Here is a 25998-nt window from a genome sequence, read left to right as displayed (position 1 = left end):
GAACCAGAGGAGCGCATCATGAGCATCACCACATCCACCCTCACCCGCGGAGCCGCGGCCGCCGCGGCCCTCGCGGGCCTCGCCTACATCGTCATCCAGTTCATCCACCCAGCCGACGTGGTCGCTTCGCTGACGACACAACGATGGCAGTTCGTCCACCTCCTGAGTTTCGCCGAGGCGGTACTCGCACTCATGGGAATCACCGGCATCTATCTCCGGCAGGTACGGCAACTCGGGGTCCTTGGGTTGATCGGGTACCTGATGTTCGGCTTCTTCCTGATCCTGCAAGCCGCCTTCAACTTCGCCGAAGCGATCATCGCCCCCCTGTTCGTCACCGACGCACCCCAGGTCTCCGTCGACGTCGTCGGACTCTTCGGCCGGTACGAGGCCGTCACCGATCTGGGTCCACTAGCCGCACTCCCCAACCTCGGAGCATTGCTCTACGTGGTCGGCGCACTGCTCTTCGGCATCGCCGTCCTCCGCGCCCGGGTTCTGTCACGAGGAGCCGGCATCCTGCTGATCGCAGCAGCAGCCATCACGCCCGTCGCGGGCGCGCTCCTGCCCCACACGCTCGAACGCCTGGCCGCCGTTCCCATGGGCCTCGCCCTGATCTGGCTCGGCTACTCCCTCTGGTCCGACGAGCGCTCTAACACCGCAGACACCGCAGCCCAGCAGGCGCGAGCGGATGAGGCCCGCCTCGGTCCAGCGGCATGAACCGCTACCAGATACGGCTCGAGGGGCGACTCGACCCGGGATGGAGCGAATGGTTCGAGGGCTTCACGCTCACACTAGATGCGGAGCAGCACACCCTCCTCACCGGTGCCGTCATCGACCAAGCCGCCCTCCACGGGCTGATTCGACGCGTAGGCGACCTGGGCATGAACCTCATATCCATCAACAGCACGAACGATGCCGCATGACGGCGTACGCCCGCCGGCCTACGCCGAGCCTCTTCCGCACCGGTGAAGGGTCCGCGGCCGGTCGTTCTGCTCAGAGCAGCTGGCGAGCGTTGGCTCGGGCGAGGTCGATGAGTTCGCGGCCGTTGCCGGCGAGCACAGTGCGCAGCGCGTAGACCGCAAAGCCGGTGGCCTGCTTCGCCTCGATCTTCGGCGGTATTGAGAGCTCCTGCCGCTCCACTGCGACGGAGACGAGCGCGGGGCCGTGGTGTGCGAACGCGCGGCGCAGGGCACCCTCGAGGTCCTCCGGGCGCGTCACACTCTCGCCGTGCATTCCCACCGCCTGAGCGACCGCACCGAAGTCGGGGTTCTGGAGTCCGGTGCCGAAGTTGACGATGCCGGCCGCCTTCATCTCCACTTCCACGAAGCTCAGCGCCGCGTTGTCGAACACGACGATCTTGATCGGAAGCTCGTGCTGCACAGCCGTCAGCAGCTCGCCAAGCATCATCGCCAGGCCGCCGTCGCCGGCGAGGACCACGACCTGCCGGTTCCGGTCCACAGCCTGGGCACCCATGCCGAGCGGGGTCGCCGCCGCCATGGTGCCGTGCCAGAAGGAGCCGATGAGGCGCCGTTTCGGGCCGATGCGCAGGTGCCGGCACGCCCAGATCACCGGAGTGCCGACATCGGGCAGGAAGACCGCGTCGTCGTCCGCGAGCTCGTCGATCAGGTGGGCCAGGTGCTGCGGATGGATGGCGCCTGAGCCCTGCTTCTCGAGGTCGTCGAGCTGCGCGCGGGTGCGGCGGTAGTGGTCAAGCGACTTCTCGAGGTGGGTGCGCTGTTGCTTCCGCTCGAGCAACGGCAGCAACGCCGCCGCCGTCGCGCGCACACCGCCGACCATGCCCTGGGTAAGTGGCACCCGGCGCCCGAGCTGCTCGCCCAGTACGTCGACCTGCAGGATCTTTGCGTTCTTCGGGTAGAACTGCTGGTACGGGAAGTCGGTACCGAGCATCAGCAGCGCGTCGCAGTCCTCCATGGCGCGGTATCCCGACGCGAAGCCGAGGAGCCCGGTCATGCCGACGTCGAACGGGTTGTCGTGCTCGATGATTTCCTTCCCGCGGAGGGCATGCACGATCGGCGCTCCGAGTACGTCGGCAAGGGCGAGGACCTCATCGCGCGCCCCCGCCACGCCGCCGCCCGCGAGGATCGTGACCTTCTCACAGGAGTTCAGTGTGGTGGCTGCGTCCTGCAGCTCCGACGGGGAGGGCACGATGACCGGGTCGGTGCGACGGACCGTGAAGACGCGCTCGTCCGAGGCGGCCTGAAGCGCGGTGTCGCCCGCGATCACGAGCACCGCGACGCCCCTCTTCTCGATGGCCGTCCGCATTGCGATCTCCAACAGCCGTGGCATCTGCTCAGGGCTCAGCACCATCTCGCAGAAGACCGTGCAGTCACGGAACAGCTCGGTGGGCCGCGTCTCCTGAAAGTACTGGCTGCCGATCTCGTCCGTCGGGATGTGGGATGCGATCGCGAGCACGGGTACCCGGCTCCGGTGCGCGTCGTAGAGCCCGTTGATGAGGTGCAGGTTGCCGGGGCCGCAGCTGCCCGCGCACACCGCGAGGTCGCCCGTCAGCGCCGCCTCCCCGGCAGCAGCGAACGCAGCCTCCTCCTCGTGCCGGACGAGCATCCACTCGATGCCCTTTTCCCGGCGGATGGCCTCGGTCACCGCGTTCAGGGAGTCGCCGGGAACGCCCCAGACACGCTGGATCCCGTTGGCGGCGAGGTTGTGGACGACGGTCTCGGCGATCGTGGTCATGCTGCTCCTCCGTAGGGCCTGCAGGCGGCTCGGCCAGTCTAAGCGGCGGGGATCGGGCAGTTCCATGGTTGTTTCGAGTGCATCCGTGTGCTTGGCGCAGCGGGAGAGCCCAGTGCCCAGCATGGCCGCCATGGACGGCACATCGATGTCGTCGTCCAGACGATCCTCAACCAGCTCGAGCAGTCTGTTCGACTGCGCGATCATCGCGCCCCTTCACCACCCACACTTCCGCGTCGTCGCGATCGGCACGCTACTCTCGCGGTCCAATCGGATCACGTCACCGTCCGGGCAGCTGCCGAAGCCGGTGGACCAGCGTGGTGGGTGAGCGCAACCGACCGTTCACGAGCGGGATTCTGCTTCGCACTCGAGGCTTCCACTCAGCCGTCTTCTGCCACCGCTGCGATCGTTCCCAAAAGTATGCTTACCTGACCCATCCTGGTTCGGGGTCGGTCAGCGACATCGAGTGAGGTGCTGTGTATGTCCACGCGGGATGTTTCCTCGATAGGCGCACCCTGTTGGGTGGACACCTGGCAGCCGGATCCGCCGGCCGCTGCACAGTTCTATGGCGCCCTGTTCGGCTGGGACTTCGATGCACCGATCCGGATGTCGGGTTTCAGCGGCGAGTACTACCTGGCCCGTCTCGACGGGCGGTTGGTGGCCGGCGTCGGGCAGGCTCCTCCGCGGTCACCGGCTGGATGGCTGACCCATGTCCGTGTGGATGATGTCGGGAAAGCATTGGCCCATGCTGAGCAGGCGGGCGGCCGCGGGCTCGCCGAATATCGGGCCTCGACGCGCGCGGCATTGATCGCCGACTCCTCCGGAGTCATGTTCTGCCTGCGAGAAGCGGGAGAAGACCACCGCGTCGAGCTCGTCGATCAGCCGAATAGTTGGGCGATGAGTTCGCTGCACACTCCGGACCTGGAGAAGGCCCAAGAGTTCTACCGGACGATGTTCGATTGGGAACTGGAGTCTTCGCCGGAAGGTACCTTCTCACGATGGGTTCGCGACGACCGGATAGTGGCAGTAGCTACCACCACCGACGGCACCGATATTCCGGCGCACTGGAGTATCAACTTCTCCGTCGGCAGTGCGGACGAAATCGCTGAGAGGGCGGTGGATCTCGGGGCGGACTCCTGCTGCCACCCTCGAATACCCCGGGATTCAGGAGCGCGGTGATCCGGGACCCCTGGGGCGGGGTCGTCGCTGTCAGTGCGGTCTCCGCCTGAGGACAGCACGCACAGGGCGCACCGCGCTCGGGAGAGGGGCAAGACGGTAGCCCGAGGAGGGCCTGCGGTCGACGGGACGTCGCGAATCTCCAGGGTTTGCGAGAGCCGCGCCGAACCAGATGCAGGGTGGTCGCCCGCGAGGGGACCCTTCTACCGGACTGTGCATGATGCGGTGCGTGTACTCGCGATATCTAGACCTCCTGCGCGCCCCAACGTGCGAGCGCGACGATCGCCTCGCGCAGGGCAAGCCCCCGGTCGGTCAGCGCATAGGCCCGGGTGTTGTGCCGGAGTGGCAGGCGCGACAGTACGCCGGCCGCTTCGAGCTCGCGTAGCCGGGTCGCGAGCATGTTCGTCGGCGCGCCGAGTTCGCGCTGCAGATCGCTGTAGCGCTGTGGCCCGTCGAGTAGCTGCTCGACGACGAGCAGGGCCCACCGCGCTCCGACGATGTCGAGAGCCGCGGCCAGGTCGCTCATGCGGTCGGATCGACGTCCGGTTTCATCCAGAACGGCGAGTAGTGGTAGCCGTCCGGGTCGTCGAACTGGCGCTGGTACATGAAGGGGTAGTCGTCGGTGTCGCCGATCCGTCCGCCGGCGGCGCCGGCGCGTGCGGTGAGCTCGTCAACCGCCTCGCGGCTGCCGAGGTCGAACGAGACAGTCACCTTCGAGGGCGTGCCGGGTCCGCCGACCAGCTCCTCGGCCCCACCAATGCTTGCGTACATCTCTCGGCTACCGAGCATGACGTATTGCTCGGGCGCGATCGCGAAGCACGACACGTTGTGATCGGACATCTCAGTGTTCAGGGTCCAGCCAAGGGCGGTATAGAAGGCTGTCGCACGCTCGACGCTCTCGACGGGGCAAGTGATGAAGAGGCTCATGCGGCTATACTTGCAAAATGCAAGTGATACGTCAAGACCCGCCCCGGCTGGTCGTTGGGAGCAGGAGCGACTGCGGGGCCGGCCGATCCGTCACTGTGTTCTCCTGGTCGCGTGCCCCAGCCATAGATATGCACGCCTGACGACGCCCGTGGTGAGAAGGGTGAATCCCGCGTAGGCCAGCGGGTCACGATAGGAGAACGGCCTTACGGCATACGGCGATCGTACGGCGGCTGTGGAACAGGTCAGGTGCCAATCACGGCACCTCCAGGCCGGCAGTCCTCTGCGGGATCCTCGTCGCCCACGATCAACCACCCTCTACCGGGTTCGGGAGGCTTGCTGGAGGAGGGCTTGTTCAACGTAGGGGGAAAGAGCCGCAATCATGGCGGCGGCGAGGACCGCGTGGCCCTGATCGTTGGGGTGGAGCTGGCCCTCTTCAGGGTAGAGGTACGGCAGGTAGTCCTCGCCGAAAACGCCGCGCTGTCCCTTGATGAACGGCAATTCAGCTTCCTGGGCGCACTCACCGTGCAGGTCGAAGAGATCCCGGCCCCTCGGTGGTTCCTGGAGTGTCGATGGCCAGTACGGCTCCACGACGAGCACCTGGGACGTGGGTAAGGCGTCCCGGAGGGTGGTCATGTCCTGAATGATCATGCGGCGGAGTTCACTCTTCCGCTCGGGGATGCACTCGTAGTCGTTCTGGCCCAGTGCGATCAGAGCAAGGTGAGGCTGGGCGCTGATGACCATCTGCAAGGGGTGCAACGGAAAAGCGTCCGTGTCGCGTCGGCGGATGAAGCCCAGGCCGTCCACCGAGAAGTTGTGCTCCTCGAGGTTCAGGGTGGCGCACGTGATGCTCGTCCAGCGTTTGCTGCGGTCCGAGATGCCCCGCCATCCGGTGCCGATACTGTCCCCGTAGATCCCCATCCTGATGGTCACCGGCACACGCTAGCAGCACACGCGCCGGAGTCCAGCCATCACCACGAAGGACCAGAAGGGGATCGGCGATCAAGCTCGGTCGGCGTGTGCTCCCGCCTGTCCGATCTCGTCGTTCCGCCGGCTCAGTCGATGTCCGAGACCGTCGATGGAGAAGCCCAGACCCGCCTCGAGGTCGGGCACCGTTAGCGTGCCGTCATCCACCATCCGGTTGCTTGCACTGCAGGGTACCGGTAGCATGCAGTGCATGGCACCTTCCCCCGATTCGGTCCTGACGCAACTCCGCAAAGGCACAGTGGACTACTGCGTGCTTGCCTGCCTGCGCTCCGGGGCGGCGTATGGGCTGGAGATCGCCGATCGTCTCGGCGAGGGGAAGGTCCTGTTCGCCAGCGGGGGCACGCTCTATCCGCTGCTCTCACGTCTACGGCAGCAGGGATGGGTGACCACCACGCTGGAGCCATCACCGGTCGGTCCGCCCCGCCGCTATTACCACCTCACTGACACGGGCGAGAACGCTCTGCAGGTCTTCATGGAGACCTGGAGCGTGTTCGCTGCGGATGTCACAACCATGATCAAGGAATCTTCATGACCACCACCGAACCGCTGCCGGCACTTCTGGAGGCATACTTCGCCGATCTCGATCGCGCGCTGATCGGCACTGACGCCCGGGAGCGCGCTGAGACGATCCAGGCGATGCGCGAACATGCCGCCGAGATGCTCACCCGAGATGGAGCGTCGGACAACACCGCTGAACGCATCGTCGCCGATTTCGGGCCGGTCGAGCAGGTCGCCGCCGCCGCCACGTCGGCACCCATCGCGGCCCGCTCCTGGGTGGACGTCTGGCTGCTCGTGGGCTCCATAGTGAGTCTGGTGTTCTACGTCTTCCCCTTCGTCGCGTTCGCGATCCTCGTCTGGGCGATCGTGCGGCTGAGACAGGCTTCAGGGAACCGGGCGCTGCAGCGCGCTGCTTGCTGGGTGTCCGCTGTGTCGGTCGTGTTCTCGGCCTGTTTGTTCATCAGTCACCTCGTGCACGCCCTCTGACCTGTCGACGGGCTGCGACAGGCTCCTGGAACTCGGTGGCTGCAAGCCTGCCCACGCCCCTGTCCGTGAGCAACTCGAAGCCGAGAAGCGTCTTGGCCGTCCGTCCCGATAACGGATCCGCCAGCAGCGTTCCCGGCAGTCGGCCTGTTCGGCCACGTGAGGTCGTGACGAAGCGCCCTGGCCGTCCGTTGGAGGATCCTCCGGGGGCTCCTGCTGATCAAGCCCCTGGCCCTCTGCCTGTTGCACATCTGTGGCGAGCAGGAGGTGCATGTTTGTCATTGACGCATCCGCTGGAGACTTGGCACGTTTACTTAGTAAGTAGACTGACTAACTCCGGAGAGTTGACGCCGATGAACCAGAACGAGAGTACTGTCCCGACTGCGCCGGGTAAGGATCAGAAGCCGAACCGGTCCGGGTAAGGAGATGAGTGCGGGTACGAGGTCACGTTTCACTTGGGTTTTGCGTGCAACCTTGTGGTTCTGGCCGTTCCTTGCCGCTGTCGTGTCCCTGGGGGTGACGATCCTCCTCTTGACGGTCCGCCCGGATCCTAGCCCCGCGTGGGCCACATGGTTGTGGCCGAGCGGTACCGACGCCGCGATGGCGCTGCTGCAGGTGGTGGCCGGTTCGATCATGACGGCCACGACCCTGATCTTTTCGTTGACCGTGCTTGCGTTGCAGGTGGCGTCTCAGCAGTTCTCTCCGCGGTTGTTGCGCGAGTTCGCCAGGGACCGGGTGACCCAGACGGTTCTGGGCATTCTGATGTCGACGTTCGTGGTATCGGTGACCGGATTGCGGGGAATGGATGCGGAGCGCCCGCTACCGGTGCTGGTGCCGGCCCTGGTGTTCGTGATGGGGCTCGGATCCGCCGGAGCCCTGCTGTTCTATGTCGGCCACATCGTGAAGTCCCTGCGGGTGGACACGATGATGCTCGCCGTTCACCAGGAAGCCTCACGAGCGGCTCGGCAGGCATACCCGGAGTACGAGGACCACTCCAGGGACCTCAGCTCGAGCCTTTCGAGCCCCAAAGGCGGGACCCTGGTCATGGCAGCGCGCAGCGGGTTCGTCAAGGCCGTCCGGCCCCAGGTTCTGGTGCAGGCGGCCACTGAATCTCGTGTGGTCGTCCGGGTAGGTGTCAGACCGGGGGATCGGGTGACGGTCGGCACCCCTCTCGGAAGCTTCTCGACGGACGATGGCCGGGACGTGACCGGTCCCGTGGCAGAGCAGATGTCCGAGGCTCTGGCAGTGGCGGTCGAGATGGGCTTTGAACGCACGCTCGAGCAGGACCCCGCTCTGGGGCTGCGCCAGCTGACCGACATCGCGGTGAAAGCCATCTCACCGGCGATCAACGATCCGATCACAGCAGTCCACGCGGTGGGTCACTGCGCGGACCTACTCGTGCAGTTGCAGGGCTGCAAGCTCGGCTCCCAGCAGCACAACGACGTCCACGGTACGCCACGGGTGATCACCCCAGACCGGGATCACCGCTACTATCTGGACCTGGTGTGTGCACCCGTGCGCCGGTTCGGGTGTTCCGAGCCGTTGGTGCTCTCTGCATTGCTGCGCCTGCTCCGGGACTGCGCGATCAATGTCCGGGACGACACCCAAGGCAAGGGCATTCGCGCTCAGGTCGGACTGATCCTCGATGCGATGGACCCCTCGATGCTTCCCTACGACGCTGACGCTGTCCATGACCTCGCTGCCCGCGTGGACCTGGCATTGCAGGGGAACGCTGATGACGCATACCGGGACCGGGCCGGCGAAACCAGATCAGTCTGACAGCATCGGCCTACCGGCGTACTCCTCGTACATGGTGGAGTGTCCGATTGTCTGTTCCTGTGGAACCGACGACGGTCAGCAGCCGATCACGTCCTGGTTGAGCGAGGAGCAGGCAGGTTGCTCGGATCATGGCTCACCGACTAGTCCCAGCATGTGCGCTGCGGGTGTGGGCGTCTGATACGCCGTCCCTCCCGACGGGACTGTCAGGGGCGGGCCCTGATGTTTCGACCGGGTTGCTGAGCAGTGGGCAGCTTTCGGGCTTCTGGAAGAGTCCTTGCCCGCGCGCATGGGCGCTTCCAGAAGTTCACACCCCGGACGACTCCGAGATAACTCCGGGACGACTCCGAGATGACTCCGAGATGACTCCGAGGCGACTCCGGAACGGTCCGGGGCGTTGAAGTGACAGCAACTCCTCAATCCCTCGACAGCACAGGGCCAGTTGCGTGGGTATCGCGGATAGTAGGCGTTATCTGGTGCTTCCGCTGCGGGTGGCTGCTTTGTAGGGTTGGGTTGCGGAGTGCGCTAAGCAAAGGTCGAACCCGCAGAGCCGACGAGCGTCCGGGCGCCGGCGTACCCGACAGAAAACGACCCCATGCCTCACCCCACATCTCACACCGAGTCTCAGGCGATGTCCCACCCGCTCGCGGGCGTAGCAGATGCCCTGCTCTCGCTCGTTCTCGCCGATGAACCGCTCGAAGCGTGTCTTCACCTACTCACCGAGCATGCTCTGCGCACGGTCCCTTCCGGTACCGCCGAGTGCGGGGTGTTTCTCCTGCGACCACGCAAGAGACCCCTGGTCGTCGCCAGTACCACAGATGCGGCCAACCTCGCCCGGCGCCGGGCGTCAGCCGTGCAACGGCGCACCACACTTGATCAGGATGCAGCACCGGCCGGCCGGCCGGATGCCGTCGACGTGGATGAGTACCCCGAGCGGGAGCGGATGGGTCCGGGTGTCCAGTCGGTCCTTGAACAGATTCGCCCCATCGGTGAGGACAGTCACCTCGGGATCTGCCTGTATCCGTCCCGGCCGTCACGATGGGGTCCCTTGCTGCCGCAGGTCGCGGCCGACATCGCTGCGCTTCACGACGTCGCACGGACCGCTCTTGCGTTCGGTGTCCGCTTATCGCTGCTCTCCGGCCGCAGCGAGGACCTGGTCGCGGCTTCCGCCAGTCGCACCCGCATCAACATTGCCGCCGGGATCCTGATGGAGCAGAGCAGGTGCTCCCATGCCGAAGCGATCGAGATACTGCAGTCAGCCGCCAGTCACCGCAACATGAAGATGCATGCCCTGGTCGAGGTGATCATCAACAGCGTGCAAACCCCCCCCGGTGAAAGGAACCACCGCAGCACAGTCGCCTCCTCGTCACAAACTTCACCCACGAGAAGTCCTCTGCCCAGCAGGGAACCACCGACACCGAACGCGCATTCGAGAACACGTGGCCTGGAAGAGATTCATCGAGGAGCACGTTGGCACCCACGGGTGCACGGAGACGAGTCGGCTCCGCGCAGACCCGGCCGTGAGCTCCCTGACTAGACTGCGGGTGTGCACTTTCCCGAGCCCGCACTCAGGCAGGGGGGCCTCGCGCTCTACGCGGTGGCTGCCGTTCTTGCCGCAGCCGCACATTTCGTGGCGGGGTACTTCTATCTGACCAGCGGTCTCGTCGCCCCGCTCTGGGCCCTGGCACTGTTCCTCGCGTGGTGGCTGGTGCTGACCCGTGTCGGCGTGAAACTGGTGCTACGCCGGTCCTATCGGGTGCTTCTCGTGCCTGTCGTCGCGGTGGCCACGTGGTTCGGCGCGATGGTGATCGGTGGCACCGTCCTCGGCTGGAGTGCCTGACCTGCCCGGGAGAAGGTCAGGAGCGTGCCGGCAGGACGCACAGCTCGTTGCCCGAGGGGTCGGCATAGATGCGCCACGGCAGGTCGCCCCAGCCGGTGCGCAGTTCGCGGCCGCCCCGTTCGATGATGCCCGCTGCGACGTCGTCGGGGTCGTCCCCGGCCTCGAGCCGCACGTCCAGGTGCAGCGGGTTCTTCCCGGCGCCCTTCGGCGCCGGCTCAGGGCACAGCTCGAGGAGCGGTCCCCGCTGCGACGGGTGGCGCAATGTAGGAACCCCTCCCGGGACCCGGGTCCAGCCGGTGAGCCAGGACCAGAACCGCGCGTCGCGCTCCACGCCGGAGGAGTCGAGGGGGAGCGCCGCGATGGGTCCTGTCAGGTAGTCCTCCGTCCGCTCGTCCATGACGCAGCAGGGGTTTCCCTCCGGATCGGCGAGCACCACCCACGGCACGCGCCCCTGACCGACGTCGAGGTGCCGGGCACCGAGCGCGAGCAGCCGGTCGACCTCCTCCGCGTGGCCGGGGCCGCTCCGCAGGTCGACGTGGAGTCGGGGCGGGGAGGACGGCTCATGCACGCGCTGGAAGCACAGATCCAGCACCGGACCACCCTCGATGGTGAGTCGGGTCTCGTACACGTCAGGCTCGTCCGTGAGCGTCTCGCCGCCGACCACCGCCTCCCAGAAGCGGCCGAGTCGCTGGGGTTCCACGGCGTCGACGACGAGATTCTCCAGGTACATGGAGGCCACCGTAGGCCAGGTGGGTCAGCCGCCTCAAGGGGGCGGCCGACGGGACGGCCGTCAGGCGTGATGCCGCCGGCGGATGAGGAACTCGGCGACGGCGAGGTTGATGACCCACGCCGCACCCATCAGCAGTGCCCGGGCGGTCTGGCCGGGCGGCATCGAGAGGAGCTCCGGCAGGATGAGGATCAGGGCCTGTGTCCCTGCGCCGAGTCCGATCGCGTAGGCCCGGGTCATCCATGCGCCGTGCGCTGCGATGTCCCCGTGCATCACGGCGCGGACGCCGAGAGCGAGGCTGAGGAGCATCACCCCGCCGAACAGGAGCCGAAAGGTCAGCAGGAGCGGACCATCACTGGCTGGAAGGAGGTAGAACAGTGCCATCCAGAGGCCGGTCGCTGCTGCCGTCACCCCGGCAGGGAAGAGGATCCGGCCGGAGATCCGGTGCCAGCGGCGCCCCCGGCGGCGCAGGGCGGGGACGAACTGGAACGCTCCGAGCAGCGTGTAGACGGTCGCGCCGACGATGTGCAGGACCACCGGGACGGGAGAGTCGAAGAACCGGGCGTTCCGCTGCGTGATGCCGGCACCGCCGGTCAGTTCGGTCAGCCGCACGGCGCCCGCGAGGACGGGGATGAGGCTCAGCAGGATCAGTCCTGCCGGCACGAGCCACGCCGGTGCCGAGCGGCCGGTGCCGGCCGGGTGGGCCCGGGCGGGCGTCGTCAGTCCTGGAGTGTCCATCGGCGTCCTGTTCTTCGAGCCCTGGGGCGTGGGGTGAAGCTAGGGGGCGGAGCCTTGAGGTGTACTCTGTACACCTCTGAGGATCACAGTAGGTGTACGGCGTACACTCGTCAAGTGGGTGACGTGACGGACAGGGAGGAGCACATGGAGGAGAGGATGCGGGCCGTGCCGCGAGCACGCCTGAGCAGGGATACCGTGCTGCGGGCCGCCATCGCCCTTGCCGACGAGCAGGGCATCGGACGCCTGGGCATGCGCCCCCTGGCCGAGGCGCTCGGCGTCGTGCCGATGGCGCTGTACAAGCACGTGGCGAACAAGGACGATCTCCTGGACGGGATGCTCGATGTCATCGTGGGGGAGATCGACCCCCCCGATCGATGCACCGGAGTGGAAGGACGTCGTCCGGCATCGGGTCCTCTCGGCGCGGAGTGTGCTCCAGCGGCACCGGTGGGCCCGCAGGGTGCTCGAGACGCGGACCCGGAGGACCGCGGGGGTGCTCGCCTACATGGATTCGTTCATCGGCATGTTCCTCCAGCGGGGGTTCTCGGCGGACCTGACGCACCATGTCATGCACGCCATCGGCAGCCGTATGTGGGGTTTCACGCAGGAACTTTTCGACGATCCCGAGGCCGGACCCGCCGGGCCTGCGGCAGTGGAGGACGGCGCGGCCGAGCAGGCCGCCCTGCAGCAGATGGCAGCGCTCTTCCCCAACGTCCTCCGCATCGCCATGGCCTCCTCGCACGACGGCGAGGGCGTCGTCGGTCGCGGCTGCGACGACCAGTTCGAGTTCGAGTTCGCGCTCGACCTGCTGCTCGACGGCATCGAGGACCCGCGTGCCAGCGGCTGGTCGTCCGCGGGGCTGCGGACGGGCTCGTAGCCCACGCCCGGATCCTGCGGGTGGCCGGACTACGTCCGGTCGGGGATCGCCGCGAGGTGCCAGCCCTCGGAGTCGATCTCGAGGACGACAGGTGCCGTGCCCTCCACGGCTTGCCGATGCAGGGCCCGCGTCACGGCGTCCGCGGATGCGGTGACGACGAACGTCTCGCCGCGGAACCGGTCCGCCGTCTCCTCGAGGAGGTCGGTCAGGTCCTGCGTGTCCTGGAGGTCGAACCAGGCGGCGACCGGAAGGCGCGTCAGCCACGCAGGAGGTGCGGCAGCGGCATCGAGCAGCACAGCCGTGGCAACGCACTGGAGATCCGTCATGCTCCGCGTCCTCCGAGGACCATGCCGCCGATGCCGCTCACGCCGAGGGGTCCCGTCGGCCGACCGATTCCGCGGTGAGCCGAACGAAGCGCCGTCGTCCGTATTCGTCGATCGCCCGCCGGCACGCCTGGCGCAGCTGCTCGGCTGACGCCGTCCACGTGTACGTGGCAGCCTGCGCCACCCCGGCACGGGAGGCCTCGGCCCAGCATCCGGGCTCGTCGAGGGAGCGGACCGCGGCGGCCACCGCGTGGGGATCGTCGGGGTCCACGTACAGGGCCGCCGTGCCCCCGACCTCCCGGAAGATGGGGATGTCGCTCGCGACGACGGGCGTCCCGGTGGCCATCGCCTCGATGATCGGCAGGCCGTACCCCTCAGCCCTGGAGAGCGTGACGAGCGCGGTCGCGTCGAGGAGCAGGTCCTCGTACTCGGCGTCGCTCACGCCGTCGTGGAATCTCACCCGTTCCTCCGCCGCGGGAAGCGCCGTCAGTTCGGCACGCCGGGCCGGTGTGATGCGGCTCAGCAGGTGCAGCGTGTGGCCGGGGAGCAGTGCCACGGCCCGGACGAGCGTCTCGACGTTCTTGTAGGGCATGAAGGACCCCATGTAGAGCAGCGACGCCGACCGCGGGGCGTCCGGGTCACGGCGGCGCTCCGCCGGTTGGGGTGCGTTGCCGACGAGCAGCACAGGCCGGCGCGTGAGCCTGTGCCGCGCGATGAGCCCGGCGGTGGTGGCGGAGATCGTGGCGACGACGTCGGCGCGGTTCAGCAGGAGCCGCTGGGGCCAGTAGGCGAGGTGGTAGAGCCGCCAGAGCAGGCGCACCGGCAGGGGCAGGAACGACGGCGGCGTCGGGTTCTCGTAGTAGATGAGGTCGTGCAGGGTGAGGACGAGCGGGTACCGGCGGCCCCAGGAGCCCATGGTCTGCATCGGGCACACGACGACGTCGGGCTTCAGGCGGTTGATGCGCCGCGCGACGAACAGCTCGGCGGGGGAGAGCGGGCTGGTGATGCGTACGAAGGGCACGTCGGGCAGGAGCGCGAGCTGCCGGGGGTCGCTGATGAGCATCACGACGTCGTCCGTCCGGGCGAGCGCGGCAATCAGGCTCGCCCCGTAGCGGCTGATGCCGTCGTGGTGGTCGGTGCGCGTGAAGCGCGCGTCGAACAGGATCCTCATACGGGTGCTCTCTCCAGGAAGTTCTCGATCAGCAGGGCCGCCTCGCGCGGCTTCTCGTAGTGCACGAGGTGCCCGACGTCGGGCAGGACGGCGAGCGTGGCGTCCGGGACGAGGGCGGCCAGTCCGCGCTGGCTCTCCACGGAGCCGATGTCGTCCTGTTCGGCGGCGATCAGCAGCACGGGCATCAGCAGTTCGTGCGCGCGGTCCCGCACGGTGCCCGAGATGGAGGCCCGGAACGCCTCGAGCACCACCCGGCGCGTGGCGAAGGAGCTGAAGTAGGCCGCGTGCTGCCCGTGGATCCAGCGGCGCAGCGACCTGTCCCGGGTCTTCGCCATGAACACGCTCATGCTGCGGACGATCACCGGGTTGGCCAGCAGGGCACGGCCGGCCCGCTCGGGCAGGCGGTCGGCTGCGACGTAGTAGGCCTCCGCGACCCGCGACGCCAGCCGGCTCGGCCCTTCGAGGGCTGGGGCACTGATGGGGTTCACCAGCACCAGGGTCTCGGCGAGGTCCGGGTCCAGCGCCGCCGCTTCGGCCGCGACGATGGAGCCGAAGGAGTGCCCGAGCAGGACGCGCGGCTCCGGGGCGAAGCGGCGCGCGATGTCGTCGATGAAGCGTGCGTAGGTGGCGACGTCGTGCGTACCGGGCAGCTCGCCGCCCTGGCCGAAGCCCGGCAGGTCGGGGAGGAGGATGCGGTGGCGGGGCAGTTCCTCGACGAACCGCAGCAGGCCGTGGTGGTCGCCGCGGAAACCGTGCACCATCACGATCGTCGCGCCTGCCTCCCCGTCGGTGCCGAGCGCCGGGTAGTCCCAGACCCGCTGCCGGGTGCCCTCCCAAGCGAGGGTCGTGACGGTGCCCTGGCGCATCAGCCCACCCGGTCGGGGTGCGACCCGAACCGCTGGTCGCGGTCGAGGGCGTCGAGCGCGGCGAGGTGCGCGTCGTCGAGCGTGAACCCGAAGATGTCCAGGTTGGAGCCGATGCGCTCGCGGGAGCTCGCCTTCGGGATGGTCAGGATGCCCTGCTGCAGGTGCCACCGCAGGATCACCTGGGCGGGTGTGCGCCCGAGCTCGGCCGCGATGCGCCCGATCGCCGGGTCCTGGAGGACGTGGCCCCGGCCGAGCGGGCTCCAGGCCTGCGTGGCGATGCCGTGCTGCGCATGGAAGGCACGCAGCGCGCGCTGCTGGAGATAGGGGTGCAGCTCGATCTGGTTGAGGACCGGGACGACGCCGGTCTCGGCGATCAGGCGTTCGAGGTGCGGCTGCTGGAAGTTGGAGACGCCGATGGACCGGACCCTGCCCTCGGTGCGGAGCCTCTCGAGAGCACGCCACGTGTCGACGTACAGGTCCCGGGACGGGCAGGGCCAGTGGATCAGGTACAGATCCAGCTGGTCCAGGCCTAGCAGGCCCATCGTCGTGTCGAAGGCGCGGAGCGTCGCGTCGAAGCCGTGGTCGTCGTTCCACACCTTGGACGTGACGAAGAGGTCCTGCCGGTTCCCGGTCTCGAGGAAGGTGCGTGCGGCAGCGCCGACGCCGGCCTCGTTGCCGTAGAGCGCGGCGGTGTCGAGCAGCCGGTACCCGACATCGAGGGCGGTGGAACACAGCTCCGCGGTGTCCTCGGGCGGCACTTTGTACACGCCGTACCCGAGGACGTCGATGGTGGTGCCGTCGGCGAGCGCGGCGCGGGGTACGGAGGTGCTCATGGGGGAACTCTACCGAGCGCACGGCATCGTCGACGCCGACCGGCGCCCGCCGGGTGGCGGGTCGTCCCGGCGCCGGGCGCTGCTCAGCCCGGTTGCAGCGCGTCGAGGACCAGGGCGAGACCGTGGTCGAACTCGTCGGCGAAGTCGTAGCCCGGCTGGAGGACGACCCCCGTCGCGATCTCCATCATCCAGGGGTACTCGCCGCCCGCGAAGTGCTCCATGATGGGCGCGGCCGCCTCGGGCACGGACTCCGCACCGCTGAGCGGCAGTGCGGCCTCCTGCAGCGCGAACCCGTAGATGAAACTGTCCAGCAGCGCATACGCGTGGGCCGTCGCCTGCAGGGTGAAGCCGGAACGGCGCAGGGTTCCCAGGGTCGCGTCGTGGTGCCGGAGGGTCGCCGGTCCGGGATTCCTGCGCGATTCGAGCAACCCCACGGCCCAGGGGTGTCGGCGCAGCACCGCGCGCAGGGAGCGTGCACGGGAGAGCATCTCCTGCCGCCACGGCTCCCCGATGACGGGGAGGTACACCTCGGCGAAGACCAGGTCCACGATGCCGTCGAGGATCTGCTCCTTGTTGGCCACGTAGTAGTACAGGCTCATCGGCTTGCTCCCGAGTTCCGCGGCGAGCGTCCGGATGCTCAGCCCGGCGAGGCCGTGCGCGTCGGCGAGGGCGACGGCGCAGCGGAGGACCCGCTCGCGTGTGAGCGGCACCCGATCGGTCGTCGGTCGTGCGTGCATCCGGCCCCCTGGGTGATGACCCCTAGCTGTTTCGTACACTGTACGATACCGTGTGCCGCACGGGCCCGCGCAGGGAGCGCGTCCCCCGAGGAGGCGGTCATGCAGGACGAGGACAGCAGGGCGACGACGGCCGGGGCCACCATGCGGGCCGTGACCCGGTACGAGTACGGCGGCCCCGACGTACTGCGGGTGGGGGACGTGCCCGTACCGGAGGTGAAGCCGGACGAGGTCCTCGTGCGGGTCCACGCCGCCGGCGTCGATCGCGGGGTGTGGCACCTCATGACGGGCACCCCGTACCTGGCGCGGCTGGCCGTCGGGGTGCGCAGGCCCCGGAACGTGGTGCCGGGCCAGGACCTCGCGGGCGTCGTCGAAGCCGTCGGCGCACGGGTCTCGCGCTTCGCGGTCGGTGACGAGGTGTTCGGGAGCGGGCGAGGGTCGTTCGCGGAATTCGCGGCCGCCCCCGAGGACACGCTGGTCCGCAAGCCCGCCGGCCTCACCTTCGAGCAGGCGGCGGCCGTCCCGGTGTCCGCCGTGACGGCGCTCAAGGCACTGCACGACGTCGGGCGGGTCACCGCGGGCCAGCACGTCGCGATCCTCGGCGCCTCGGGCGGCGTCGGCAGCTTCGCCGTACAGCTGGCCAAGGCCGCCGGGGCACGCGTCACCGGGGTGTGCAGCGCGGCGAAGGGCGACTTCGTGCTCTCACTGGGCGCCGACCGCGTGATCGACCACGCCGCCGGTGACTTCGCCGCCGGGTCGCCCGCCTACGACCTCGTCCTCGACATCGGCGGTCGTCCCTCCGTGGGCCACCTGCGCCGCGCGCTCGCGCCCCGCGGCACGGCCGTGATCGTCGGAGGGGAGGGCGGTGAACGCCTCTCGGGCGGCATGCACCGGCAGCTCGGTGCTGCCGCGCTGTCCCCCTTCGTGCGCCAGCGACTGGCCATGGTGATAGCGCTCGTCCGGGCCGAAAGCCTGGAGCGGCTCGTCGCCCTGATGGGGGAGGGTGCCGTGATGCCGAGCATCGACCGCTCGTTCCGCCTCGAGCAGGCCTCCGAGGCCCTCGCCTATCTGGAGGCGGGCCGGGTTCGCGGGAAGGTGGTCCTCGCCGTCTAGCGCTCACCCGGCCCGGCACCACACGCGGCGCGCAGGGCCCGGGCAGCTGGGCCGCGCCCGGCGCCGCAACCCGGTCAGGCGTAGACGAGCCGCTGGGCGGCGCCCTCGTCGAGGATCAGATCTGTCGCGAGTCCTGCCGCGAGCGCTCCCCGCAGCCCGTGGATCTTGGACTCGCCGGAGACCACGCAGATGCGGCGGCGGACCTTCCGCAGCTCGTCGAGGTCCGGGCCGGTGCTCCGCTGGTTCAGCACCACGTCCCGGTGGCTACCGTCCGCGCGGAAGAACATCGTGGCGACGTCGCCCACCACGGCATCGCCCTCCAGCGCCTCGAGGTCCTCGCCGTCCAGGTACCCGCCGCTGTACACGTGGCTGGGGATCCCCGAGCCGATGGAGCCGACGCCGAAGATCGCCATCGTCATGCGGCGCTGCAGGTCGAGGATGCGGCGGACGCTGCGCTCGTCCCACATGGCGGTCTTCGTCGCGGCGTGGTCGAAGAAGGCCGGGACGGGGAACTGTTCCACGCGCGCCCCGTAGGCCTGTCCGAACCGGCGCAGGATCTCGCTGGCATACGTGATGCCGGTGGTCTGCGTGTTCCCGGCCCCGTTGAGCTGCACGATCGTGCTGTCGTGGGTCTGCTTCCGCGTCAGGTGGTGGCTGACCGCGCTGAGCGTGGATCCCCAGGCGACGCCGATGATCGCGTTCGAATCCACCAGCGGTCCGATGGTGCGGGCGGCCTGGATCGCGACGCGGTCGAGCACGTCCGAATCGCTGACCGAGTCCGCGACGGGGACCACGTGCGCCTCGACCCCGAACCGGCGGCGGATGTGCTGCTCCAGCGCCGGTGCCCGCTCGGACGGATTGTTCACCTGGATCTGCACCAGCCCCGTCTCGCGGGCCATCGACAGCAGGCGGGAGACCGTGGAGCGCGAGGTCCGCAGCTCCCGCGCGATGGCGTTCATCGTCAGGTCCTGCAGGTAGTACATCTGCGCGGCCCGCAGGGCATCCCTGGACCGGTTCCCGTGCGCATGCTCACCGGCCGCCCCCTCCACCCCGGGGCTACCACTCATGATCGTCATCCGGCCAGTCTGGACCTCTCGTGCACGTTTGTGCAATGCGGTTGACTGCAATTCCCAGTCCTCGAAGAATGAGAGATGCAGCACCCCTTCCAGACATAGACGTTACGGAGTAGTACCTTGAGCATTCCAGTCGACCGGAACAACGGTGAAGGCACGACAACTTCTACCCGCACCGTGGTGCAGAGGCTCAGGGACAAGCCCCGGGCGTCCGTGCTCATCATCGGCGGCGGCATCAACGGGGTCGGCACGTTCCGCGACCTCGCACTCCAGGGCATCGACGTCGCCCTGGTCGAGCGCGGCGACTACTGCCAGGGCGCCTCGGGTGCGTCCTCGCACATGATCCACGGCGGTATCCGCTACCTCGAGAACGGCGAGTTCCGCCTCGTCCGCGAGTCCGTCATCGAGCGCAACGCCCTCATGAAGATCGCCCCCCACTACGTGAAGCCGCTCCAGACCACGATCCCGATCTACACGACGTTCTCCGGCATCCTCTCCGCCCCCATGCGCTTCCTCACGCACAAGCAGGGCAAGCAGGTGGAGCGCGGCGCCGTCCTCATCAAGGCCGGCCTCACCATGTACGACTTCTTCTCGCGCGACGGCGGCAATGTACCCCGCCACTCCTTCGTGGGCCGCAAGAAGGCACTCGCGGCCATGCCCGACGTCCGCAAGGACATCAAGTGGGCGGCGACCTACTTCGACGCCTCGGTCCACAACCCCGAGCGCCTCACCCTCGACGTCCTGCGCGACGGCCAGGTGATCAACCCCGAGGCCCGTGCCGCCAACTACGTCAGCGCGGTCGGCACCGGTGAGGACGGCGTGCTCCTGCGCGACGAACTCACGGGGGAGACCTTCACGTTCCAGGCCGACGTCGTCGTGAACGCCACCGGCGCGTGGACGGACAACACCAACGCGGTGCTCGGCTCCGAGACCCGGTTCATGGGCGGCACCAAGGGATCGCACATCGTCCTGGACCACCCCGAGCTGCTCAAGGCCTGCAACGGCACGGAGATCTTCTTCGAGCACGTCGACGGCCGGATCGTGCTGATCTACCCGATGGGGGACCGCGTGCTCGTCGGCACCACGGACATCGACGTCGACATCAATGAGCAGGCCGTCTGCACGGACGAGGAGATCGAGTACTTCTTCGAGCTGATCGGCCACGTGTTCCCCGATATCGAGGTGACGCAGGACGACATCGTCTACAGCTTCTCCGGCGTCCGGCCCCTGCCCCGCCACGACGACACGCAGCCCGGGTTCGTCTCCCGCGACTACCGCATCGAGAAGCGCGAGGAGAAGCTGGGCGGCCGGTCCGTCACCACGCTGAGCCTCGTCGGCGGCAAGTGGACCACGTTCCGTGCCCTGTCCGAGCACCTCACCAATGACACGCTCGCCGCCCTGGGCAAGCCCCGCAAGGCGTCGACGGCGGGTGTCGCCATCGGCGGTGGCCAGGACTTCCCGACCGACGCCGCCGCCGAGCGTGCCTGGATCAAGCGGGCCGTCCGCCCGGGTGTCGACGAGGCGCGGGTGGAGGTCCTGCTCACGCGCTACGGGACCCGTGCGACGGATGTCATCGAATACCTTGCCGAAGGCCCCGACAGGCTGTTCAATTCCACGAAGGAGCTGAGCACGCGCGAGCTTGCCTACATGGTGGAGCACGAGCAGGTCGGCCACCTGATCGACGTCCTGATCCGCCGTACATCACTTGCCTTCCGTGGACTCGTCACCGGGGAACTGCTTGCCGAGCTTGCCGATACCCTCGCCCCGTTGCTGGGATGGGACGCTGCGCGATCCGCAGCGGAGGTCAAGCTCGCCGAGACGGTCCTCGCCGAGGCCCACAGGGTGCACGTCAAAAGCCTGACCGCCTAGCGGCGCCCGCCGCTAGGGGTCGAACCGCTGCCGAGAGGCAGTGGCGCAGTGCCAACGGCAGTGGTTGCCGGGGGGAATCAACGGGTGCCGTCGAGGCGGCGGCACCCGTTAATAAATGAATAGATTGAGGAGTCAACGATGTCTCTGGAAGTGTTTGTGGCCGAAACATTCGGCACAATGCTGCTGCTGTTGCTGGGTACGGGCGTGGTCGCGAATGTCGCGCTCGCCAGGACCAAGGGCAATAACGGCGGCTTTCTCATGGTCAACTTCGGTTGGGGTCTCGCCGTCTTCGCCGGTGTCTACGTGGCAGCCCTCTCCGGCGCCCACCTCAACTTCGCCGTCACGATGGGGCTGCTGTTCAACGCTGACGCAGCCGAATACGCGCCCGGCGTCGACAAGACCTTCGCCACCACACTGGCGTACCTCGCGGCCCAGATGATCGGTTCCATCCTCGGCGCCGTCCTCTGCTGGCTCGCCTACAAGCAGCACTTCGACGAGGAGCCGGATCCCGCCAACAAGCTCGGCGTCTTCTCCACCGGTCCCGCGATCCGTTCGTACGGCTGGAACCTCGTCACCGAGATCATCGGTACCTTCGTGCTCGTCCTGGTCATCCTGTCCTTCGGCAACACGCCGTCGGGCCTCGGCCCCCTCGCGGTGGCGCTGCTCGTCGTCGGTATCGGCGCGTCGCTCGGTGGACCCACCGGCTACGCCATCAACCCGAACCGTGACCTCGGCCCCCGTATCGCGCACGCCTTCCTGCCGATCAAGGGCAAGGGCAGCAGCGACTGGGCGTACGCGTGGGTCCCCATCGTCGGACCGATCGTCGGTGGTGCGCTCGCAGGCATCGTCATCCAGTTCCTCTCGTTCCCGGCCGCAGCCTAGGCAGCACCACGTAGGGCGGCGCGTCACCGCGCCCTCTTCCACGTCGTCATCCAATGAAGGAGTAAGACATGTCGCAGCAGTACGTCATCGCCATCGACCAGGGCACCACCTCCAGTCGGGCCATCGTCTTCGACCACAAGGGCGATATCGTGTCCTCCGGGCAGAAGGAGCACGAGCAGATCTTCCCCAGGGCAGGCTGGGTCGAGCACGATCCCGCCGAGATCTGGACCAACACGCGCGAGGTGATCGGCACGGCGCTGTCCAAGGCGAACCTCACCCGCCACGACATCGCCGCCGTCGGCATCACCAACCAGCGTGAGACCGCCGTCGTCTGGGACAAGACCACCGGCAAGGCGGTCTACAACGCCATCGTGTGGCAGGACACCCGCACCCAGAACATCGTCGACGAGCTCGCCAAGGACGGCGGCGTCGAACGGTACAAGGCGAAGGTCGGCCTCCCGCTGGCCACCTACTTCTCCGGCACCAAGATCAAGTGGATCCTCGACAACGTCGAGGGCGCACGCGAGAAGGCAGAGGCCGGCGACCTCCTGTTCGGCAACACGGACTCCTGGGTCACGTGGAACCTCACGGGCGGCACCGACGGCGGCGTGCACATCACCGACGTCACCAACGCCTCGCGCACCCTGTTCATGGACCTGGAGACCCTCGCCTGGGACGAGTCCATCCTCGCCGACTTCGGCGTCCCCGCGTCGATGATGCCGGAGATCAAGTCGTCCTCCGAGGTCTACGGCACCGTGCACACCTCGCAGCTGCTCCGCGAGACGCCGGTCGCCGGAATCCTCGGTGACCAGCAGGCGGCGACCTTCGGTCAGGCGGCGTTCGACAAGGGCGGTGCGAAGAACACCTACGGCACCGGCAACTTCATGATCGTCAACACCGGCGAGGAGATCGTCCACTCGAAGAACGGTCTGCTCACCACGGTCTGCTACCGCCTCGGAGACGCGAAGCCCGTCTACGCACTCGAGGGCTCGATCGCCGTCACCGGTTCGCTGATCCAGTGGCTCCGTGACAACCTCGGCATCATCAACAGCGCGCCCGAGGTCGAGCAGCTCGCGACGACGGTCGACGACAACGGCGGCGTGTACATCGTCCCGGCGTTCTCCGGCCTCTTCGCACCGTACTGGCGCTCGGACGCCCGCGGCGCGATCGTCGGCATGACCCGCTTCGTGAACAAGGGTCACATCGCCCGTGCCGCACTGGAGGCGACGGCCTTCCAGACCCGCGAGGTACTGGACGCCGCCAACGCCGATTCCGGGGTCAACATGGAGGACCTGAGGGTCGACGGCGGCATGGTCGCCAACGACGCCCTGATGCAGTTCCAGGCCGACATCCTGGGCATCCCCGTGATCCGGCCGAAGGTCACGGAGACCACCGCCCTCGGCGCTGCCTACGCCGCGGGCCTCGCGGTCGGTTTCTGGAAGGACACCGACGAACTCGCCACCAACTGGGCCGAGGACAAGCGCTGGGTCCCCACCATGGACGAGGCAGAGCGCGAGCGCCAGCTGCGCCTCTGGAAGAAGGCCGTCACGAAGACCTTCGACTGGGTCGACGAGGACGTGCGCTAGCACCGTCCGGCAGTATCCGGCCGTGCCGGGAGGGCACGTCCGGTCCGTCGCAGGACGGACCGGACGTGCCCTCTGCATGATCGGGCCTCCCGCGGGGCGGTCACGGCCGCACGCTGCTAAAGTGAAGCCATGCCTCGCGCCCTCCTTCTTACATAGCCGCACGGTATCCTCCGTGCGGCGGCCCCTCCCTGTGAGGGGCTTTTGCATGTCCGGCGCAGGACGGCAGCACGGCAGTCCCGAAGAAGCACCGCAGCAACGTTCCACCGACAGGACAGGTCAAGACACAGTGAGCATCAATCCCGAGGCCGCGCAGCCGGACGAGGACACCTACGATTTCTCCGCCATCGAGGCGAAGTGGCCCGCGGTGTGGGACCGGCTCCAGGCATTCGCCCCTGCCGACGACGGCAGCCGTGAGCGCCGCTACGTGCTCGACATGTTCCCCTACCCCTCGGGTGACCTCCACATGGGGCACGCCGAGGCCTTCGCCATGGGCGACGTCGCCGCGCGGTACTACCGCCAGAAGGGCTTCGACGTCCTGCACCCGATCGGTTGGGACTCGTTCGGCCTGCCCGCCGAGAACGCCGCGATCAAGCGCAACGCCCACCCGGCGGAGTGGACGTACGCGAACATCGAGACGCAGGCCCACTCCTTCAAGCGCTACGCGATCAGCGCCGACTGGAGCCGCCGGCTGCACACCTCCGACCCCGAGTACTACCGCTGGACGCAGTGGCTGTTCGTCCGGTTCTTCCAGAAGGGCCTCGCCTACCGCCGGAACTCGCCGGTGAACTGGTGCCCGAAGGACCAGACCGTCCTCGCCAACGAGCAGGTCATCAACGGGGCCTGCGACCGTTGCGGGACCATGGTCACGAAGAAGAACCTCAACCAGTGGTACTTCAGGATCACCGACTACGCCGACCGCCTGCTGGACGACATGGAGCAGCTCAAGGGGCACTGGCCCGAGCGGGTCCTCGCGATGCAGCGCAACTGGATCGGCCGCTCCAAAGGAGCGCATGTCCGCTTCCGCATCGAGGCGACCGACGGCGCGCCGGAGTCGGACGTCACGGTCTTCACGACGCGCCCGGACACCCTGTACGGGGCGACCTTCTTCGTCGTCGCCGCGGACGCGGACCTGGCCCTCGAGCTGGTCACCGCCGAGCACCGGGACGCCCTGGAGGCGTACCGCGAACAGGTCAAGGGGCTGTCGGAGATCGAACGGCAGGCCACCGAGCGGGAGAAGACCGGCGTGTTCACCGGGCGCTACGCGGTGAACCCGCTCACCGGCGAGAAGCTGCCCGTGTGGGCCGCCGACTACGTGCTGGCCGACTACGGCACCGGCGCCATCATGGCGGTCCCTGCCCATGACCAGCGCGACCTCGACTTCGCGCGGACCTTCGACCTGCCGGTCCGCACCGTCGTCGACACGGGCGCGGAGGACGCCGCGGAGACGGGTATCGCGACCACCGGCGCGGGCACGCTCGTGAACTCCGGCGAACTGAGCGGCCTGGACAAGGCGACGGCCATTGCCCGCGCCGTCGAACTCATCGAGGAGCAGGGGACGGGCACGCACACCGTCAACTACCGCCTGCGCGACTGGCTGCTCTCCCGCCAGCGCTTCTGGGGGACCCCCATCCCGATCATCCACTGCCCGTCCTGCGGCGAGGTGCCGGTCCCGGACGACCAGCTGCCGGTCACGCTCCCCGAGGGCCTGCGCGGCGAGGCGCTGGCGCCCAAGGGCACCTCGCCGCTGGCCGCCGTCGAGGAATGGGTCAACGTGCCGTGCCCCTCGTGCGGCGGCGCGGCGACCCGCGACACGGACACCATGGACACCTTCGTGGACTCGTCCTGGTACTACCTGCGCTTCGTGAACCCGCACCTGGACACGGCGCCGTTCGATCCGGAGGCGGTGAACCGCTGGCTGCCCGTGGGCCAGTACGTGGGCGGCGTGGAGCATGCCATCCTGCACCTGCTCTACAGCCGGTTCTTCACCAAGGTGCTCTTCGACCTCGGCATGGTGGGCTTCACCGAGCCCTTCAGCGCCCTCCTGAACCAGGGCCAGGTCCTCAACGGGGGCAAGGCCATGAGCAAGTCCCTCGGCAACGGCGTGGACCTCGGCGAGCAGCTGGACCGTTTCGGGGTCGACGCCGTGCGCCTCACCATGGTGTTCGCGTCGCCGCCCGAGGACGACGTCGACTGGGCGGACGTCTCGCCGTCCGGCTCCGCGAAGTTCCTCGCACGCGCCTGGCGCCTGGGGAACGACGTGACGAGCGCCGTCGGTACCGACCCGGCGACGGGGGACCGCGCGCTGCGGTCGGTGACGCACCGGACGGTCTCCGACGCCGCCGAGCTGATGGAGGCCAACAAGTTCAACGTGGTCATCGCGAAGCTCATGGAGCTGGTCAACGCGACGCGGAAGGCCATCGACTCCGGTGCCGGGGGAGCGGATCCTGCCGTCCGTGAGGCAACGGAGGCCGTCGCCGTCCTCCTGAGCCTATTCGCGCCGTACACGGCCGAGGACCTGTGGAACCGCCTCGGCCACGAGGCGACGGTCGCCACGGCGGGCTGGCCCGTCGTGGATCCCGCCCTGCTGACGCAGGAGAGCGTCGTCGCCGTCGTCCAGGTGCAGGGCAAGGTGCGTGACCGCCTGACGGTGTCCCCGGACATCGCCGAGGACGAACTGCGCGAACTCGCGCTGGCCAGCGACCAGGTGCAGCGCGTGCTGGACGGTCGCGGCATCCGCACAGTGATCGTGCGGGCGCCGAAGCTGGTCAACATCGTGCCGGCCTGATGACCAGGGGATCGACGGTCACGCGGACGGGGAG

Annotated in this window: 26 protein-coding genes and 1 pseudogene; 15 read left to right on the top strand and 12 right to left on the bottom strand. The window is 68.1% G+C overall.

The window, feature by feature from the left end:
• The first annotated feature begins 18 nt into the window (after window positions 1-18).
• Both QFZ50_RS07180 and QFZ50_RS07175 read left to right on the top strand, forming a co-directional pair.
• The gene (locus tag QFZ50_RS07180; protein ID WP_307083056.1) at window positions 19-714 is read left to right on the top strand and encodes a hypothetical protein; all 696 of its coding nucleotides are present in this window, start codon (window positions 19-21) and stop codon (window positions 712-714) included.
• The gene (locus QFZ50_RS07175; RefSeq protein ID WP_307083055.1) at window positions 711-920 is read left to right on the top strand and encodes a hypothetical protein; all 210 of its coding nucleotides are present in this window, start codon (window positions 711-713) and stop codon (window positions 918-920) included. The genes QFZ50_RS07180 and QFZ50_RS07175 overlap by 4 nt, the downstream gene beginning before the upstream one ends.
• 70 nt (window positions 921-990) lie before the next feature.
• Here QFZ50_RS07175 and poxB read toward each other — a convergent pair whose 3' ends face one another.
• A complete protein-coding gene (gene poxB / locus QFZ50_RS07170) occupies window positions 991-2709 on the bottom strand; it encodes a ubiquinone-dependent pyruvate dehydrogenase (RefSeq protein WP_307086709.1) in 1719 nt (572 codons plus the stop codon).
• 519 nt (window positions 2710-3228) lie between these two features.
• Here poxB and QFZ50_RS07165 point away from each other — a divergent pair.
• Window positions 3229-3885: a VOC family protein gene (locus tag QFZ50_RS07165; protein ID WP_307083054.1), complete on the top strand. Its 657-nt coding sequence runs from the start codon at window positions 3229-3231 to the stop codon at window positions 3883-3885.
• A 241-nt stretch (window positions 3886-4126) separates the two neighbouring features.
• Here the strand turns inward: QFZ50_RS07165 and QFZ50_RS07160 are convergent, their stop codons facing one another.
• The 3 genes from QFZ50_RS07160 to QFZ50_RS07150 form a co-directional block, all read right to left on the bottom strand.
• Entirely contained in the window at window positions 4127-4408 is a 282-nt protein-coding gene (locus QFZ50_RS07160; protein ID WP_307083053.1) for a winged helix-turn-helix transcriptional regulator, read from the bottom strand.
• Entirely contained in the window at window positions 4405-4809 is a 405-nt protein-coding gene (locus QFZ50_RS07155; protein WP_307083052.1) for a VOC family protein, read from the bottom strand. The genes QFZ50_RS07160 and QFZ50_RS07155 overlap by 4 nt, the downstream gene beginning before the upstream one ends.
• Window positions 4810-5124: 315 nt before the next feature.
• On the bottom strand, window positions 5125-5739 hold the full coding sequence (locus QFZ50_RS07150; RefSeq protein WP_307083051.1) for an SGNH/GDSL hydrolase family protein: 615 nt from the start codon (window positions 5737-5739) through the stop codon (window positions 5125-5127).
• A 244-nt stretch (window positions 5740-5983) separates the two neighbouring features.
• Between QFZ50_RS07150 and QFZ50_RS07145 the strand changes: the two genes are divergently transcribed.
• The 5 genes from QFZ50_RS07145 to QFZ50_RS07125 all read left to right on the top strand — a co-directional run bounded on the left by QFZ50_RS07145 (window position 5984) and on the right by QFZ50_RS07125 (window position 10390).
• Window positions 5984-6325: a PadR family transcriptional regulator gene (locus QFZ50_RS07145; RefSeq protein WP_307083050.1), complete on the top strand. Its 342-nt coding sequence runs from the start codon at window positions 5984-5986 to the stop codon at window positions 6323-6325.
• The gene (locus QFZ50_RS07140) at window positions 6322-6777 is read left to right on the top strand and encodes an HAAS signaling domain-containing protein (RefSeq protein WP_307083049.1); all 456 of its coding nucleotides are present in this window, start codon (window positions 6322-6324) and stop codon (window positions 6775-6777) included. Before QFZ50_RS07145 ends, QFZ50_RS07140 begins: the two co-directional genes overlap by 4 nt.
• Window positions 6778-7200: 423 nt before the next feature.
• The gene (locus QFZ50_RS07135; protein WP_307083048.1) at window positions 7201-8553 is read left to right on the top strand and encodes a DUF2254 domain-containing protein; all 1353 of its coding nucleotides are present in this window, start codon (window positions 7201-7203) and stop codon (window positions 8551-8553) included.
• A gap of 628 nt (window positions 8554-9181) precedes the next feature.
• Window positions 9182-10087: an ANTAR domain-containing protein gene (locus QFZ50_RS07130; RefSeq protein ID WP_307083047.1), complete on the top strand. Its 906-nt coding sequence runs from the start codon at window positions 9182-9184 to the stop codon at window positions 10085-10087.
• Between the two features lie 9 nt (window positions 10088-10096).
• Window positions 10097-10390 carry a hypothetical protein gene (locus QFZ50_RS07125; protein ID WP_307083046.1) on the top strand — a complete coding sequence of 98 codons (294 nt, stop codon included), beginning with the start codon at window positions 10097-10099 and terminating at the stop codon, window positions 10388-10390.
• A 16-nt stretch (window positions 10391-10406) separates the two neighbouring features.
• Here QFZ50_RS07125 and QFZ50_RS07120 read toward each other — a convergent pair whose 3' ends face one another.
• Together QFZ50_RS07120 and QFZ50_RS07115 are read right to left on the bottom strand one after the other, a co-directional pair.
• Window positions 10407-11120 (bottom strand): VOC family protein, encoded by a 714-nt coding sequence (locus tag QFZ50_RS07120; protein ID WP_307083045.1) that lies wholly within the window; start codon window positions 11118-11120, stop codon window positions 10407-10409.
• A gap of 60 nt (window positions 11121-11180) precedes the next feature.
• Complete coding sequence (locus QFZ50_RS07115; protein WP_307083044.1) at window positions 11181-11855, bottom strand: DUF2306 domain-containing protein; 675 nt, start codon at window positions 11853-11855, stop codon at window positions 11181-11183.
• A gap of 144 nt (window positions 11856-11999) precedes the next feature.
• Here QFZ50_RS07115 and QFZ50_RS07110 point away from each other — a divergent pair.
• Window positions 12000-12125 (top strand): annotated as a pseudogene (locus QFZ50_RS07110) (hypothetical protein); the annotation flags it as partial.
• 70 nt (window positions 12126-12195) lie between these two features.
• Window positions 12196-12729, top strand: a complete 534-nt coding sequence (locus tag QFZ50_RS07105; protein ID WP_307083043.1) for a TetR/AcrR family transcriptional regulator C-terminal domain-containing protein — start codon at window positions 12196-12198, stop codon at window positions 12727-12729.
• 29 nt (window positions 12730-12758) lie between these two features.
• Here QFZ50_RS07105 and QFZ50_RS07100 read toward each other — a convergent pair whose 3' ends face one another.
• From QFZ50_RS07100 to QFZ50_RS07080, 5 genes are all read right to left on the bottom strand, one after another.
• A complete protein-coding gene (locus tag QFZ50_RS07100) occupies window positions 12759-13055 on the bottom strand; it encodes a hypothetical protein (RefSeq protein ID WP_307083042.1) in 297 nt (98 codons plus the stop codon).
• Window positions 13056-13092: 37 nt separating this feature from the next.
• Window positions 13093-14223: a glycosyltransferase family 4 protein gene (locus QFZ50_RS07095; protein WP_307083041.1), complete on the bottom strand. Its 1131-nt coding sequence runs from the start codon at window positions 14221-14223 to the stop codon at window positions 13093-13095.
• Window positions 14220-15089 carry an alpha/beta fold hydrolase gene (locus tag QFZ50_RS07090; protein ID WP_307083040.1) on the bottom strand — a complete coding sequence of 290 codons (870 nt, stop codon included), beginning with the start codon at window positions 15087-15089 and terminating at the stop codon, window positions 14220-14222. Before QFZ50_RS07090 ends, QFZ50_RS07095 begins: the two co-directional genes overlap by 4 nt.
• Window positions 15089-15922 carry an aldo/keto reductase gene (locus tag QFZ50_RS07085; protein WP_307083039.1) on the bottom strand — a complete coding sequence of 278 codons (834 nt, stop codon included), beginning with the start codon at window positions 15920-15922 and terminating at the stop codon, window positions 15089-15091. Before QFZ50_RS07085 ends, QFZ50_RS07090 begins: the two co-directional genes overlap by 1 nt.
• 83 nt (window positions 15923-16005) lie before the next feature.
• On the bottom strand, window positions 16006-16659 hold the full coding sequence (locus tag QFZ50_RS07080; RefSeq protein WP_307083038.1) for a TetR/AcrR family transcriptional regulator: 654 nt from the start codon (window positions 16657-16659) through the stop codon (window positions 16006-16008).
• Window positions 16660-16758: 99 nt separating this feature from the next.
• Here QFZ50_RS07080 and QFZ50_RS07075 point away from each other — a divergent pair, with 99 nt between their 5' ends.
• Entirely contained in the window at window positions 16759-17769 is a 1011-nt protein-coding gene (locus tag QFZ50_RS07075; protein ID WP_307083037.1) for an NAD(P)-dependent alcohol dehydrogenase, read from the top strand.
• A gap of 74 nt (window positions 17770-17843) precedes the next feature.
• On the opposite strand, the gene QFZ50_RS07070 is transcribed toward QFZ50_RS07075, so the two are convergent.
• Window positions 17844-18836: a sugar-binding transcriptional regulator gene (locus QFZ50_RS07070; protein WP_373462308.1), complete on the bottom strand. Its 993-nt coding sequence runs from the start codon at window positions 18834-18836 to the stop codon at window positions 17844-17846.
• A 132-nt stretch (window positions 18837-18968) separates the two neighbouring features.
• On the opposite strand from QFZ50_RS07070, the gene QFZ50_RS07065 reads away from it, so the two are divergent.
• From QFZ50_RS07065 to leuS, 4 genes are all read left to right on the top strand, one after another.
• Entirely contained in the window at window positions 18969-20711 is a 1743-nt protein-coding gene (locus QFZ50_RS07065) for a glycerol-3-phosphate dehydrogenase/oxidase (RefSeq protein WP_373462307.1), read from the top strand.
• Between the two features lie 138 nt (window positions 20712-20849).
• Complete coding sequence (locus QFZ50_RS07060) at window positions 20850-21593, top strand: MIP/aquaporin family protein (protein WP_307083036.1); 744 nt, start codon at window positions 20850-20852, stop codon at window positions 21591-21593.
• A gap of 68 nt (window positions 21594-21661) precedes the next feature.
• Window positions 21662-23179: a glycerol kinase GlpK gene (gene glpK / locus QFZ50_RS07055; RefSeq protein WP_307083035.1), complete on the top strand. Its 1518-nt coding sequence runs from the start codon at window positions 21662-21664 to the stop codon at window positions 23177-23179.
• Window positions 23180-23465: 286 nt separating this feature from the next.
• Window positions 23466-25964 (top strand): leucine--tRNA ligase, encoded by a 2499-nt coding sequence (leuS, locus tag QFZ50_RS07050; protein ID WP_307083034.1) that lies wholly within the window; start codon window positions 23466-23468, stop codon window positions 25962-25964.
• Window positions 25965-25998 lie beyond the last annotated feature (34 nt).

It is taken from the genome of Arthrobacter agilis (genome assembly GCF_030816075.1).
Lineage (GTDB): Bacteria > Actinomycetota > Actinomycetes > Actinomycetales > Micrococcaceae > Arthrobacter_D > Arthrobacter_D agilis_E.
This window is presented reverse-complemented; position numbering and strand designations above follow the sequence as displayed.

Bases quoted from the DNA above. Each gene is read 5' to 3' on its own strand.
- QFZ50_RS07080 (WP_307083038.1), bottom strand. From the start codon at position 16,659: ATGCACGCACGACCGACGACCGATCGGGTGCCGCTCACACGCGAGCGG.
- QFZ50_RS07115 (WP_307083044.1), bottom strand. From the start codon at position 11,855: ATGGACACTCCAGGACTGACGACGCCCGCCCGGGCCCACCCGGCCGGC.
- QFZ50_RS07155 (WP_307083052.1), bottom strand. From the start codon at position 4,809: ATGAGCCTCTTCATCACTTGCCCCGTCGAGAGCGTCGAGCGTGCGACA.
- QFZ50_RS07135 (WP_307083048.1), top strand. From the start codon at position 7,201: ATGAGTGCGGGTACGAGGTCACGTTTCACTTGGGTTTTGCGTGCAACC.
- QFZ50_RS07120 (WP_307083045.1), bottom strand. From the start codon at position 11,120: ATGTACCTGGAGAATCTCGTCGTCGACGCCGTGGAACCCCAGCGACTC.
- QFZ50_RS07095 (WP_307083041.1), bottom strand. From the start codon at position 14,223: ATGAGGATCCTGTTCGACGCGCGCTTCACGCGCACCGACCACCACGAC.
- QFZ50_RS07100 (WP_307083042.1), bottom strand. From the start codon at position 13,055: ATGACGGATCTCCAGTGCGTTGCCACGGCTGTGCTGCTCGATGCCGCT.
- QFZ50_RS07060 (WP_307083036.1), top strand. From the start codon at position 20,850: ATGTCTCTGGAAGTGTTTGTGGCCGAAACATTCGGCACAATGCTGCTG.
- QFZ50_RS07085 (WP_307083039.1), bottom strand. From the start codon at position 15,922: ATGAGCACCTCCGTACCCCGCGCCGCGCTCGCCGACGGCACCACCATC.
- glpK (WP_307083035.1), top strand. From the start codon at position 21,662: ATGTCGCAGCAGTACGTCATCGCCATCGACCAGGGCACCACCTCCAGT.
- QFZ50_RS07090 (WP_307083040.1), bottom strand. From the start codon at position 15,089: ATGCGCCAGGGCACCGTCACGACCCTCGCTTGGGAGGGCACCCGGCAG.
- QFZ50_RS07145 (WP_307083050.1), top strand. From the start codon at position 5,984: ATGGCACCTTCCCCCGATTCGGTCCTGACGCAACTCCGCAAAGGCACA.
- QFZ50_RS07075 (WP_307083037.1), top strand. From the start codon at position 16,759: ATGCAGGACGAGGACAGCAGGGCGACGACGGCCGGGGCCACCATGCGG.
- QFZ50_RS07160 (WP_307083053.1), bottom strand. From the start codon at position 4,408: ATGAGCGACCTGGCCGCGGCTCTCGACATCGTCGGAGCGCGGTGGGCC.
- QFZ50_RS07130 (WP_307083047.1), top strand. From the start codon at position 9,182: ATGTCCCACCCGCTCGCGGGCGTAGCAGATGCCCTGCTCTCGCTCGTT.
- QFZ50_RS07070 (WP_373462308.1), bottom strand. From the start codon at position 18,836: ATGAGTGGTAGCCCCGGGGTGGAGGGGGCGGCCGGTGAGCATGCGCAC.
- QFZ50_RS07140 (WP_307083049.1), top strand. From the start codon at position 6,322: ATGACCACCACCGAACCGCTGCCGGCACTTCTGGAGGCATACTTCGCC.
- QFZ50_RS07180 (WP_307083056.1), top strand. From the start codon at position 19: ATGAGCATCACCACATCCACCCTCACCCGCGGAGCCGCGGCCGCCGCG.
- QFZ50_RS07175 (WP_307083055.1), top strand. From the start codon at position 711: ATGAACCGCTACCAGATACGGCTCGAGGGGCGACTCGACCCGGGATGG.
- QFZ50_RS07105 (WP_307083043.1), top strand. From the start codon at position 12,196: ATGTCATCGTGGGGGAGATCGACCCCCCCGATCGATGCACCGGAGTGG.
- poxB (WP_307086709.1), bottom strand. From the start codon at position 2,709: ATGACCACGATCGCCGAGACCGTCGTCCACAACCTCGCCGCCAACGGG.